12 protein-coding genes are annotated in these 13,721 nt (G+C 41.7%); 2 read left to right on the top strand and 10 right to left on the bottom strand.

Features of this window, described 5'->3' with window-relative positions:
• Positions 1–2 precede the first annotated feature (2 nt).
• Both GKO22_RS12150 and GKO22_RS12145 read right to left on the bottom strand, forming a co-directional pair.
• On the bottom strand, positions 3–974 hold the full coding sequence (locus GKO22_RS12150) for a DUF4097 domain-containing protein (RefSeq protein WP_166335382.1): 972 nt from the start codon (positions 972–974) through the stop codon (positions 3–5).
• Positions 975–1,036: 62 nt separating this feature from the next.
• Positions 1,037–3,433 (bottom strand): ABC transporter permease, encoded by a 2,397-nt coding sequence (locus GKO22_RS12145; protein WP_166335380.1) that lies wholly within the window; start codon positions 3,431–3,433, stop codon positions 1,037–1,039.
• Between the two features lie 234 nt (positions 3,434–3,667).
• Between GKO22_RS12145 and GKO22_RS12140 the strand changes: the two genes are divergently transcribed.
• The gene (locus GKO22_RS12140) at positions 3,668–4,033 is read left to right on the top strand and encodes a hypothetical protein (RefSeq protein ID WP_166335378.1); all 366 of its coding nucleotides are present in this window, start codon (positions 3,668–3,670) and stop codon (positions 4,031–4,033) included.
• Between the two features lie 12 nt (positions 4,034–4,045).
• On the opposite strand, the gene GKO22_RS12135 is transcribed toward GKO22_RS12140, so the two are convergent.
• The 6 genes from GKO22_RS12135 to GKO22_RS12110 form a co-directional block, all read right to left on the bottom strand.
• On the bottom strand, positions 4,046–4,963 hold the full coding sequence (locus tag GKO22_RS12135) for an NAD(P)/FAD-dependent oxidoreductase (protein ID WP_166335376.1): 918 nt from the start codon (positions 4,961–4,963) through the stop codon (positions 4,046–4,048).
• Positions 4,964–5,189: 226 nt separating this feature from the next.
• On the bottom strand, positions 5,190–5,750 hold the full coding sequence (locus GKO22_RS12130; protein ID WP_166335375.1) for a type 1 glutamine amidotransferase domain-containing protein: 561 nt from the start codon (positions 5,748–5,750) through the stop codon (positions 5,190–5,192).
• A 97-nt stretch (positions 5,751–5,847) separates the two neighbouring features.
• A complete protein-coding gene (locus tag GKO22_RS12125) occupies positions 5,848–6,054 on the bottom strand; it encodes a hypothetical protein (RefSeq protein ID WP_166335373.1) in 207 nt (68 codons plus the stop codon).
• 153 nt (positions 6,055–6,207) lie between these two features.
• Entirely contained in the window at positions 6,208–6,849 is a 642-nt protein-coding gene (locus GKO22_RS12120) for a DUF2911 domain-containing protein (protein WP_166335371.1), read from the bottom strand.
• A gap of 19 nt (positions 6,850–6,868) precedes the next feature.
• Positions 6,869–7,726, bottom strand: coding sequence for an AraC family transcriptional regulator (locus GKO22_RS12115; RefSeq protein ID WP_166335370.1), 858 nt, complete (start codon positions 7,724–7,726; stop codon positions 6,869–6,871).
• A gap of 104 nt (positions 7,727–7,830) precedes the next feature.
• Positions 7,831–8,178: a hypothetical protein gene (locus GKO22_RS12110; RefSeq protein WP_166335368.1), complete on the bottom strand. Its 348-nt coding sequence runs from the start codon at positions 8,176–8,178 to the stop codon at positions 7,831–7,833.
• A gap of 220 nt (positions 8,179–8,398) precedes the next feature.
• Between GKO22_RS12110 and GKO22_RS12105 the strand changes: the two genes are divergently transcribed.
• Positions 8,399–8,791 (top strand): hypothetical protein, encoded by a 393-nt coding sequence (locus tag GKO22_RS12105; RefSeq protein WP_166335366.1) that lies wholly within the window; start codon positions 8,399–8,401, stop codon positions 8,789–8,791.
• 59 nt (positions 8,792–8,850) lie between these two features.
• Here the strand turns inward: GKO22_RS12105 and GKO22_RS12100 are convergent, their stop codons facing one another.
• Together GKO22_RS12100 and GKO22_RS12095 are read right to left on the bottom strand one after the other, a co-directional pair.
• Positions 8,851–11,253 (bottom strand): ABC transporter permease, encoded by a 2,403-nt coding sequence (locus GKO22_RS12100; RefSeq protein WP_166335364.1) that lies wholly within the window; start codon positions 11,251–11,253, stop codon positions 8,851–8,853.
• 23 nt (positions 11,254–11,276) lie between these two features.
• Positions 11,277–13,703, bottom strand: a complete 2,427-nt coding sequence (locus GKO22_RS12095) for an ABC transporter permease (protein ID WP_166335362.1) — start codon at positions 13,701–13,703, stop codon at positions 11,277–11,279.
• Between the last annotated feature and the right edge of the window lie 18 nt (positions 13,704–13,721).

Raw genomic sequence — 13,721 nt, 5'->3', positions numbered from 1 at the left:
TTTTATAACCAGCTTAGGTTCACTGTTCCAGCAGAAGTTTTGGCTGTCACTGAATGGCCACCGCCACCTACATTACCCGTTACTCGGTCTCTCTTGGTGCTTCCGGAGAAATTATCTAAGTTATTGACATTGACTCTGGTGCCACTCAAATCTAAGTTGTAGCCACCTTTTGGAATTTTGAGGTTGATGCTGCCACCGCTGGTGCTCAAACTTAATGGATTCGTAATTTTTGCGATCGTTGCATTCACGCTACCGCCTGATGTTGCTGCTTGGATATCTCCTTCTATGCTGTCGAAATTGATTGACCCACCCGAAGTCGCTGCATTCAACTTGCCAACTACTTGTTTTGCGGTGATGGATCCGCCCGAAGTTTTTGCTACGATTGTGCCGCTCAATTGCTCCATGGTGATCGATCCGCCAGAGGTCGAGATTTGAATGTTGCCTTGAGAGGATTTTGCCGTGATGCTACCGCCAGAAGTTTTGCCGTTAATGTTGCCATTTAGGTTATTTGCCGTCAAGCTGCCGCCTGATGTTGCGAAGGTTTGGTCTCCTGTTAGGTTGCTCATAGAAATGCTTCCTCCAGAAGTTTTTACTTGAGACGAAATTTTTGTGGGAACGTGAATAATATAGGCTACAGAAAGTGAATTATTTCCGCTAAAACCGGATTTACGCTTCACTTTTGCAACCAATGTGCCGCCTTTTAGACCTAGATCTAAGTCATATTCTTTTTCGAATATGGACTTTAGTTCTTCGATTCGGGAATATTTTAGCTTTCCATTGGGAGATAAAACAATCTCGACGCTGGCTTCGCCGCTAGTGCCCTCTACTTGAATAGATCCACCACTTGTACTGGCATCCAAAGATTTGATAGAAGATGCCTTAAAAGTTTTGGTGGTGTACGTGATTTTTTTCTGTTGGGCTTGTAAGCTGAAAATACTGGTTAATAGTAGTGTGGTTAAGATAATGTAACGCATAATTGGTGGTGTTTGTGTGAATAAAATATGTGTGATTCGTGTTAATAATTTACAGCATTTTCCTACTCATTGCGTAGGCTTTGTATTGGCTTTGCCAGCGCAGCACGAAGTGCTTGCCCGCTGATGGTTAATACGGCAATTAGTAATGCGATGAGGCCAGAGATTCCGAATACCCACCATTCTAATTCTATTCTATAAGAAAAATCGGCTAACCAACTGTGCATCGCCCACCATGCAATAGGTGTGGCGATGACAATTGATAAACACACCAATTTAATGAAATCTTTTGATAATAAGAGTAGTATGCTGTTCACGCTAGAACCCAAAACCTTGCGAATACCAATTTCTTTGACACGCTGTTCGGCCATAGAACTGGCTAGTCCAAATAAGCCCAAGCAAGAGATCAGGATCGCTAAACCGGAAAACAAACCCGTGATGTTTGCTGTACGAGTTTCTTCCTGGTACATGCGCGCTACATGCTCATCGGTAAACTCGTATACAAAAGCGCCGTCTGGCACATGTTGCTTGAATACTTCCGCTACTTGAGTCAGATAAGTGCTCACTTGCGCCGATTGGAAACGGACGAACAACTGCCCTTGCGATTCTGAGGGGCGGTTCATACGGTAATATAAATAGCCACCCACGGATTCTTTGAGCGAGGTGTAGTGAAAATCGCTCAACACACCAGATATAATGGAATTGTTTGGGCGCATTTCGGTGATGATTGGTTTGCCAATAGCTTCTTCTGGATTGACGTAGCCTAAATATTTCAACACGGCCTCATTAATTAAGACATAACAAGTCGTGTCGGTAGTAGACAAGTTTTCTGGTAAATCATTACCCGCTAAAAGGTGAAGCTTCAGGGTTTCTGCGATTGGCCCACTCACGCTATTGGTAGATACTGGCAATCCTTTCTTGTCAGTTACTAATTTTCGAACCTGCTTGCCACTTTCGCGCATCCCCATCATACTTTGTGCTGCTACCGAACTAGTGGTGGAGGCGAGGTTGCGTAAACCATCGTTCAAGGCTTGAAATTGCGCTTTGGAAGACAACGAATTGATGGAAATAGCCATTACACCAGATGGTTCGTAGCCCAAGTCTTTTTGCTGTACATAGCGCATTTGCTGTGCTATTATCATAATGGACGACAATAGTGTAATAGAGGCCGTAAACTGACAGACGACTAGAATACGGCGCATGCGATTGGCAAATGAATTTTTTAGCGCACCTTTATTCATTAAGATAAGCGGACTAATCTTGTGCATATAATATGCTGGATAGCTGCCTGCTAATAAGGTAACACCCACCCACAGTACGAATGTGATGCCTAGTAATTGCGGATTCCACAACGCTTGATAGTTCCAGTTTGTCTGCGTTATTTGTTCGAAAATTGGAGCTAATAGGATGGCGATTCCATACCCCAGTCCAATGGCTATCAAAGTCACTAAAGCCGCTTCGGCATAAAATCTAAAAACGACCTGCTTGCCTGTGGCACCTAGCACCTTTGCGACGCCGACATCTTTCGCATTCTTGGAAGAGCGTGCCGTAGCCAAATTCATGTAATTGATGCAGGCGATAAGAAGTGTGACTGCGGCCAGAAGAATCGCTAGCTTGATGGTGACATGATTTCCAGCACGGGCATTATTGCTTTCACGTAAATCTGTCGAATACAGATGTACATCAGCCAAAGGCTGTAAGAAAAGCCGCTTCAAAAAGCGATTATCTGCCATGTACTTGTCCAATAGAGCGTTGGTTTGCTTTTCTACCAACTGCGGATCTACAGCAGGATTCAACAAAGCGTAGGTTTCATAGCTCGCATTGGACCAGTATACATTTTTCCCCATCCAACTATCCATCATGCTGTAGATCATGTTACAGTCCAAACTGCTGTTTTCGGGCAAATCTTGAAAAACTCCTGCCACACGCATGGTATCCTGGTTGTTGATGGTCAGTATTTCATCTATGACCAATCTATCTCCAAAGATTTTATCCCTTGTAGAAGCTGATATAACAATGCTGTTAGGCTGATCAAAAACATGTTTTGCGTTTCCTTCAATAAACTGAAAATCAAAAATCTGGAACAGGCTAGAGTCGGACAAATAGAGTGCAGACTCAGGAAAATTCTGATCACCCACTCTGATTGATGCGATAGTGCCAAAGTCGTGTTTTACCAAACGTGCGGTGTTTTCGACGCCAGTTACTTCGGCCATCATAGCAGGCGCCACGGAGTTAGGTAATTGTGGTGTTTTTAGATTGTCATATTCTGCTTCGAACTCCGTATTGACACGATAGATGTTCCTATAGTTGCTATTAAATTTATCAAAGCTGGTCTCTTTCCATACAAAGGAAAGCAGTAAAATGGTGACGGCAAAGGAGGTAGCTAAGCCCACAATGTTCAATATACTGAAGAGCTTATTGTTAATGATATTACGCCAAGCTGTTTTGATATGTGATGTCATGCTAATAGTATCAAACGTTATATTAAATGGTAAGCGTACCTTTTGTACTTTGCTTTGCCAGTAAGGGCATACCAAATTTGACACCTAATAGATAAGTTGTTGTTTTTGAAATAATTATGTTTTTTATTGTACTTGCCAAGTGTTCGATACCGGACAATTATTCGTTCAATTCCGAACAGCTATTTGATCTGTGACGATAATTGCGTATCTTATAATCAATACCTAAAAGAATATATGAAAATAATCAGCTTATCATTGATTGCATTAGTAGCTATTGGAATCATCTTAGGATTAATGTTTGGTTTGCCACGTTACAATGTTTGGCAGCAGGAGATGGCCGGTCGAGCGCGACTGGCCGAAGCGACACAGTCACGTCAAATTTTGATTGAACAAGCCCGTGCAGAAAAAGATGCCGCCCTACTACAGGCAGAGGCTATCAAAATCATGGGCGAGGCAGCACAGCGCTACCCCGAGTATCGTAAACAAGAATTTATCGGTGCATTTGGTGAGGCCCTTAAAGCAGGCAGAATCAACCAAATAATCTATGTGCCGACAGAGGCCAATATTCCAATTTTGGAAGCGGCACGCAATGCGCAATAATTTATAAGATAGTTATTGGGGATGTTCTTCGCAGAGTGCCATATTTACCATAGCACCTGCGAGGTTTGCTGTATATACGGCGCTAGCAACTGATCGCATCGGATTACAAATATCGCCGCAGGCGTAGATGCCAGGAACGGTCGTTTTTTGAAATGCATCGACTTGCAATAGTCCCATCTCTGTTTTGGAGCAACCAAGTTGTTCTGCGATATTATGATGCAGGTCAAATGGCACACGTGCATATAAGGCGTCGAGTGCTACTAGTTCTCCATTTTCAAACGTTAAGTGCGCAATGTTTCCGTTTTGATGTATGATTTCTGCGATTTTGCTACTATTGACGTGGATATCACGATTGGCGAAATTTGACAATTGCGCATCATCAAATGGATTTTTACCATTGGTAAATAAGGTAACATCATCGCTAAGATTTTTCACTAATCCGGATAGATGAAGCGCAGCGGCTGGATCCTCGGGCACTAAAATGCCATTGCGCTTTCCACGAAACTCGTAACCATGGCAGTAGGGGCAATGGATTACTGATATTCCCCAAGAATCCGCAAAGCCAGGAATTAGAGGCATGATATCGCGGATACCTGTAGCAATGATGAGTTTCTTTGCTCTAAACTGTTTTTGAGTGATAGTTTCAATCGTGAAAATTTCTTCCGATGATGAAGCGGTAGTCACGGAATCCGAGAGAAACTGCACGGTATCGTATAGCGCAACCTGTTCTCTGGCCACTGCCGAGATTTCGGCGGGCGTCTTACCATCCTGCGTTAAGAAATTGTGGGAATGTGGTGTTTGGCGATTGCATGGTTTATCATTATCAATAATCAAAACGGTTCTCAACGACCTACCTAAAGCCATTGCGGCTGATAAACCGGCATAGCTGCCTCCTAATATGATGGTGTCGAATATAAAATCTTGTTTCATGAATACTGAATTTAAATGCTAACGTTTATGGGATAAAGGTATTTCTAAAAACAGTCAAATGCAATTTAATTGCGTTTATAATGGACATGATATTGTCATAATGTTTTTATGTCTCCTTCTGTTTGGTCTTATGGTGTATTAGCAACAGATTGTAGCACCATAAAAAAAGAGGATGATCCTGTTAAGAACCATCCTCTACCTACGATGTATGTATATCTAGCAGCGATTACGCATGCTGTCCTTTATGTTTGCCTTCGGCATATTCTTCCACAATTTTTTTGTTGAATGCTGGAAGATCATCTGGTGTACGACTGGTCACCAGACCTTGATCAGTCACCACTTCGCTATCTTCCCAATGCGCGCCTGCATTGATCAAATCTTTCTTAATAGCGCCCACGGACGTGATCTTTCTTCCTTCTACGACCTCCGCATCGATCAATACTTGCGGACCATGACAAATTGCAGATACTGGTTTTCCTGCGGCGAAGAATGCTTTTACGAATGATAGGGCAGCTTCATTAACGCGTAATTTATCTGGATTGATTACTCCGCCTGGGATCAACAATCCGTCATAGTCATCGGCAGAAGCACCCTCAAGCGGTTGATCTACTGGATAATCACCTTTCCACTCATCACCAGATTTAGCACGTACTACATCGCTTTTTGGTGATACGATGTGCACGGTAGCGCCCGCTTCTTCCAAGGCTTCTTTTGGGCTCGTTAACTCAATTTCCTCAAATCCATCTTCTGTCAATATAGCTATCTTTTTTTCTGTCAATTTTCCCATGATATAATTATTTATAGTTTTTGTTGATATTCATTTACTATCGGATTGCATACGTATGTGGTATGTGCAATCCTACTATAATCGTTATGATTTTGAACTAATATGGACTGTTAGGTGTATCCAGTTCGGGATTTAGCGAATCTTCCGATAATGTATCTTTGGTAGTGCTACCTGTCATAGGCATTGGATTTACTTCGTCGGAGGTATTCTCGAGATTATCGCCTTGGTGTGCTGCTGGATCTGCGCAAGATAGGATACCAAACATACCTGATGCTGCTATCGCCGCTAAATAGGATTTCTTCATAACATTCCTTCTTTTGTTTGTATAGAGAACAGAAGGTACGAGGAAATGTTACCCCCAAATTTCAATTTGGGGGTTTGTACTCAAGTGGTTACCGTATTTATTGATATGCATTGCGTCATTTTTTACAATACGATATCGGTAGGTTGCTGCTAACTAAGGAGTGTAGAAAGGTATGGCAATTTCCAATTCTTCCCACAGCATACGCATGATGCCATTTTTCTCATCAACCACTTGAATTTCATAAGTTAATCGAGGTGTAACGGGATGAGGTTTTGGCTGAATTGTTGTGCGCAGAACATCTTCTTCCGCCCGGTAATCGTCTGCCAGATGTTGCTTATGGTTCTTGTTTAGGATAAATGTCCACGTGTCCAATTCCGGAATGGTGAAAATAGCATAAGTTCCTGCAGGTACAGTCTGCCCATCGATCACGATGTCTGATGTAAACATAATACTGGTGGCAGTATGTGCGCCCGTTACCCAAACTTGACCGTATGGAACGAGACCGCCCCAGATTATTCGATTTTTCACACCGGGAGAATTATAGGTGAGGTGCACATGCGTGTTTCCTACATTGGTCATCGTCACACGTTTCGGACTTCCTTTCAAGGTATCTTGCGTGATTAAACCTTGATTAAGGCTGTCTACAAATCCCTGATTACTGCCCGTCGCCTGTTGATGGTGTACGTGTGGATCTGTTGGCGCATCTGTTTCCGTTTTCTGTCGCTCTCCGCAACTTAGCATAAATGAAGTTATCAGCGCTGCGTTTATAACTAGGAATGGTTTACTGTGAGACATATATTTAATGGATAAAAAATTAAGATTCTTGTTTGCGGTAGCGTTCTGGTGATGCGCCAATCCGTTTTTTAAAAAAGGTATTGAAATAGGAGGGACTTTCGAACCCCAAGCTATAGGCGATTTCAGCTATGGAGCTTTTGGTATGTACGAGCAGCCTTTTTGCTTCTAGTAGGATACGTTGTTTGATGATTTGCCCACTAGTTTGTGCCTGATTAGTCTTACAAAGTTTGTTAAGGTAGTTCTGCGAAATATGCAATTGCGATGCATAGAAGGATGGATTTTTGTGCTCCACATAATGTCGGTCTACCATTTGGATGAATTGTAAGACCTTGTCGTTGTGAGAGAATACTTCGTTAGCTTCGATTATATTCCCTAAATAAGTTTGTGTTTCCTGCAGTAATATATTGAGGTAAGACCGAAGAGCATTTTTACGCCACAACGCAGGTTTTTGCTCTTGGAGCATAAAAGTCAATAGGGTATGCCACTTATATTGCTCTGGCTGTGGAATCCGAAAAAAACATGTCTGCTGCGTTTGGAAGAACGAAAACTGATGTAGCACGTTGCTATTATAACGCAGAGAGAAAAAACTTTCTGTAAAACCGATCAGATATCCTTTGCTATCGCCTTGTAGTTGCATGCTGCTCACCACCAACGGTCGATTGACGAGCACCTGATAAGCTGTCAATGGTATATGCTGACCTTCGGTATAGACATGTGCATCGCCCTGAAAAAGGAGCAACATCGAAAAGAAGTTTGGCCGATGTGCTTGCTCAAGCCGACGTAATGTCTCTTTCTCTGTATGGAGTTTTAGTAGGAAAAAGTGATCTGCGTCGTGTTGTATGTCTTCAATCTCCAGTATGGGTAATGTTGTTTCCATAGCCATATTGCTCCGCGTGGATTTAGTATAAAAAGAATATTCTGGGATAGATAAACCAGGAATCATTCGAAGTAAAAAAAATTGATAAAACTTGTTGGCTAAGATTAAGCCAAAGGCGGACGGAATAAGCGGGTGTGAAAAGCAAACGCATACGGCGAAAAAGACCAAGATAACATCTGATCCGAAGATTGTTCGACTCCATCTGGGATAGATAAACAAAAGCCGAATGGAGGGATTATATAGGCAGAAACTTGCGTGAGTCGCTCCAAAGCGTCATCTTGTTGCTCTTGTGCTTGTTTCAGCTTTTTCATGAGAATACATTCGCCGCCGCAGGCAGAGTTCTTGACATTGCGGTAAGCGCATAGATTTTTAGCAATGTAATCCCTATTAGCATAAAAACTAGCATACACACCTAGCACAGATATGCTCTGTGCAAAAAGTAGTATACTCATTATGATGACTATGCAGCGCTTCACGACTACAAAGGTATCGTTTCACGGCGATATTTTATAACCCAGAAAGTGCCGTTCCGTATAACCATGTTTTGTGTTGATATCTAAATTCCTTTGTATGTCCAAATTTTTTACCTTTGCCAAAACAAAAATTAATCTTTATTTCGCTTAATACTTTTGGATAATTGCATCGTCCAATTCTTAACTAATTAACACCTCTATGAAAAAAATATATTTGAGCGTTATCGTATTGCTAGGTATCTATCTATTGTCCAGCTGCGCTACTTATAAACAACAATTAGCATTGGATATGTTTAATGTACGGTTGGGTATGACTAGAGAAGAGATGGTTGCTATACTAGGAAGACCAAGCTTGATTGTTTCCGCTTATACAGCGGAGAATGGTGACATTATAGAAGTGCTAGAATATGTGCGTAGTGAACAAAATTCGTTGACCGAACAGGTGGAAGCGCGTCCGATTTGGACATATTTTGTGAACAATGAATTATTCGAGTGGGGACCGGGAGAAAATTGGGAAACCGATGCTGCGTTCCGTCGTGCCATTTTAAACCGTTCGAAGGATTATCAACTCAATCGACGCAAACATCTATAATATAGTAATTCATTTTTTTGAAGATGCAATCGTATCTTTCAAAAAAATGAATTTTAACCTTACTCATCTCTCAAGCTATCTACTGGATTGGCGGAAGCTGCTTTCGCAGATTGTATGCTAATGGTAATCAGCATCACAATAATCAAACTTCCCGCAGAGATCATAAATGGCCATGGACTTAGGTTGACCTGATACGCAAAGTTTTCTAACCAACGTTTTAGCAAAAAATATCCGATGGGTACGGCCACCAGATTGGCCACGATAAACACTTTTAAAAATGGCTTGTTAAGTAACAGAAATAATTGTGGTATGCTCGCTCCCAGTACTTTACGAATGCTCACCTCTTTTCGCTTTGAGGTTACGTGATAGGCCGCAAGATTAAACAAACCCAAGGCTGCTATAACAATGGCTATTGTGCCAAATGCACTCGATACATTTTTCAACTGCTCTTCCTTGGCTTGCAGCTTCGCGTAGTTGCTATCCATAAAAGTGTAATCGAGTGGCAATCTTTCGGAATTAGGATTCTTCTTCCATTCTAGATCCATCGCTGCAAGAGCCTCTTTAGTTTTGCCTTTTTCCGTACGGATCAACACATCTAGCTTATACGAGCTGTAGCCGCATTCATCCTTAAAACTATATACTGCTGGGGGTACTTTACTTTCGAAACCATAGGCTTTATAATCCTTGACTACACCAATAATCGTGAATTCCGTTTCGCAACCGCTTATTTTCTGCCCTAATGGTTGATCAACTTCCATTGCTTTAGCCATACTTTCATTAATCACCGCAAAATGGTTCACCGTATCCTGCTCGAATTCTACATCGGTCAGTTTATTTCTACCAGCAACGAGCGGGATAGACAATAAATCAAAATAATCTAAGTCGACACCTACCAAATCGACTTCAGATGTTTTCTTTGGACTTCTGAATTGCTTTTTTACTGGGAGCTGTCCTTCGGCCGGACTATTTGAAGTTGTTGCTACATGTGTAATGGCACCACTATTTACTAATCGATCTCGAAAATCATTTTTCCAACTATTTCCTATTTCGTATACGAGTGACATACCTTTAAAACTGATCACTTGTTCGGTTTCGAAGCCGCGTTCGGAAGAACGCATAAAGTCAAGTTGGTTATTGATAATGATAATTCCCGAAATAAAAATGCTGGCGATAATAAATTGAAAAGTAAGTAGTATGGTACGAAACCCAATACGCGTATGAGCCGTCTGCATATTGCCGCGCAACATTTCAAATGGTTTAAATCCTGATAAGAATACGGCCGGATAAATGCCAGCTATCGCTGTCGTAAGTAAGATCGCTATACCCAATTGAATTAGCGTGTTGATGTGGTACAAATATTCAGAGATATCATCATTAAACCACTTCTGTAATACATTGCTCGAAAGCACCAATACAAACCATGCTACACCAGCAGCCAACAAACATTGGATAAAAACTTCCAACATAAACTGCAAAATCAAAGTACGTCTACGTACGCCGAATAGCTTCTTGATGCCAATCTCTTTGCTACGATTTTCGGATTGTGCGATCACCAAATTGGTAAAGTTGATCGCTGACAAAATCAAAATAGTCAACGATAATCCGCCCAGTACCCAGATGGTAATGTACGGCATATTGGAGCCATGCTTGGGCTGCAGATGTAGTTTGCTCAACGGATCTAGAAAGACGCTTCCGTTTGCAAAAGCCGAAGATTTAACCAGATGATGTTGAGACGTGTTTTGTTCGTAATAGCGACTTATTTTAGAAGTTAATGCGGCGATATCGGTGTTTGGTTTGACCTGAATATAGGTTTGAAAGGTATATGGGTTACCTATTTCTACCTCGTCGTAAATGGGTTTAACGAGGAGCATGTCGTAAGACAAAACAGATGGCCTTCGCTCTTCTGCTATGCCGTAAAAAGTCTCGTAAAAACTCTGCTGTAATGATAGTGCCTTCCATTCTATAGGTGCGTCCGCCGTGGGAAGCGAATCTTGAGCAAAAAGCAGTGCCGAAATCTCTTCATTAGCGATGGTGCCTTCCGTTTTGTCCAACTCGGTAAACAGTTTGCCATCGGCTGTTTTCATCTGAAAGATGGTGGCAGCTGCTGAATCTACCATGAGTGCATTTTTGACATTAACCGTTTCCTTTCCAAATATCGGGTACGATCCGTACATATACGGAATAGATCGTCCTGCTAATACAATCTCAGGAAATTCTTGAATGATCGATGGCGCCAATGAAGGTGGCGTCTGATCGGTGTAATCGCCATTGTAAGTCAATCCAACTAGATAGATATTGTCTATGTTTGGATTCCACGTATCATAGCTCGTTTCCCGATTGATATATTGATACGATAAAATAAAACCAGCAAACCCAATGGCCAATCCCAAAATATTCAGTCCAGAGGAGAGGGTGTTTTTCTTGAAATTACGCCAAGCAGTCTTCAGATAATTTACACTCATTTTTACATCTTTTATAAGGTTAGTTACTCATCTCTCAAACTATCTACTGGATTGGCTAGTGCCGCTCGGATCGCTTGATAACTTACTGTCACCAGAGCTACGACTATTGCCATTGCGCCAGCAATCGCAAACATCCACCATTGGATTTCAATACGATAGGCGAAATCTTCTAACCATTTGTTCATCGCCCACCAAGCAATAGGCGAAGCAATCAGGATGGCAATCAGTACGACTTTTACGAAATCCTTCGACAGTAAACCTACTATTCCAGCAACGGAAGCGCCCAATACTTTACGAATGCCAATCTCTTTGGTGCGCTGAAAAGCGGTCAAGGTAGCCAAGCCAAACAAACCCAAACAGCTTATCAAGATGGTAACAGCGGTAGCTAAGTCAATCAACTTGGTAGTACGATGCTCTTTCTCATATAAGTTCTTGATTTTTTCATCTGCAAACACATATTCAAAAGGAGCATTAGGATATAGTTTTTTCCATTCCTGCTCCATGATGGAGAAGGTATTCTCCCATTTGGTACGATCGAAAGATAATTTGATGTGAAATGTTTGCAGCTCGTTTGATTTACTGGATGATACGAGTAGTAAAGGCTCTATCTTAGAACGTAATGATTTTTGATGAAAGTCTTTAACAACACCCACAATCGGAAAAGCAACTTGATTACTTTGAACAAGAAATTTTCCAATTGCTTCGTCCGCAGATTTTAATCCCAAAGTTTTTACCGTCGTCTCATTAATCACTACGTCGCGCATGGTGTCGGTTTGCTGTAAATTACGTCCGGCGATCAATTCTATTTGATAGAGACTTACAAAATCTTGATCAACATACTTTCGAGGCGTAGAAAGTTGAACGCTACCCGTATCGGCAGCGAAATTATAGATGTTGCCCCAGTGATTTTGGCTTTGCGGCTCGTGGCCAAGCGCGATTTGTTTTATACCGGGATACTTAGCCAGAGCTTCTTTATACAAGAATGGGTCCACATCGGCATTTTGATAAGATTTATACGGCATCCGTACCATCACCACGGCATCATGTGTGAAGCCTAAATCTTTGCTTAATGTGAAATTGAGCTGATAAGACATGATCAGAGCGCCCACAATAAAAAATTGTGCAATCACAAATTGAAAGACAATTAAACCTTTACGTAGCGTCAATCTCGTGCCTTGTATCCGTGTTTCTACTTTACCTTTTAGGGTTTCGATGGCACGAAGTTTATTGATCAAATAAGCGGGGTAAAGGCTAGCGAAAATGGTAATGAAGACGACTAGTCCCATTAGAAATGCTGTAATAATCCAAGGGTTACTATACATTTCCATACTCTCTGGAATGTATTCAGGATAGAGCTTGGGAAAAAGCGAAACAAATGGCCAGGATATAATCAAAGAAACTAGACAAATACAAAAGGTTTCTGCCAAAAACTTGAATGTCAATACGGTCGGTAGAGCACCCAGCGTCTTACGAATTCCAATTTCTTTGGCGCGCTGTGGCACTTGCGCTGTACTGAGGTTGATGTAATTGATACAGGCTAACAATAATAGAAAACCTCCAATAGCGATCAGACCATACATCACTTTTCTATTGACAGTTGAGCCATCGGCATCATACTGAAGCTCGAAATGCTTTGCAAGGAGAGGGGTTGTTGTGAATTCAGTGGTATATCCCAGCTTAGCATCCTCTTCTCCCGCTATTTCCTGATAACGTTTTTGTCCAACTTTCAACAAATGATCTAAAGAGTTTGGATTGCTCGTCTTTACATAGAGCAAATGTGCCGAGTTGAGCATTTGCCAGTTGGCGTCGCTCCATTCTTTATGCGGGATAGGCATAAAAATCTGCGCCTGAAAACTACTAGGAAAAGACAGATTCTTTACAACTCCCGATACCACGAACTGCACGGTATCGACCATGATGACGCGCCCCAATAGAGTAGATGGATCGTCTTTCGGGAATAAGCTTTTGGCTTTGCGCTCGGTGATTACCATACTCTTTGGATGCTGAAATGCTGTTTGCTTATTTCCTGCGATCCATTCATACGGCAACATGTCGAAATAACTTTTTCGAGAACCAATTATGTCGCTCTGCTCCTCTAAAATAATTGTTTCCTCACCATCTTTCGGGGTTACTATCAGACGTTCAAAATACTGGCGGTAAATAGGGACGACAAGAACTCCGTCTAGTGCTTGCTCTTCCAATAATGGAGCTAAGCCTAACGTTATTCCTGCGAATCCAGACTTTTCGCCTTTATATTCGTTTTGGGTGACAATTTGATAGATATTATCTGCCTCAGGCGTCTTCTTATCAAATGAAAATTCGTAGTGAACAATACTAAACACCAACCAGCAGGCGCTGATGCCTATAGAAAGCCCAACCACGTTGAGGGAGGTAAATAGCCTGTTCTTCCACAGGTATCTAAGCGTTGTTTTTATGTCGTGTTTTGTCATGTTTTTCATTTTAAGGTT

The organism is Sphingobacterium chungjuense, from assembly GCF_011316935.1.
GTDB classification, from domain to species: domain Bacteria; phylum Bacteroidota; class Bacteroidia; order Sphingobacteriales; family Sphingobacteriaceae; genus Sphingobacterium; species Sphingobacterium chungjuense.
The sequence above is the reverse complement of the archived record's forward strand: the minus strand, read 5'-3'. Positions and strand labels throughout refer to the sequence as shown.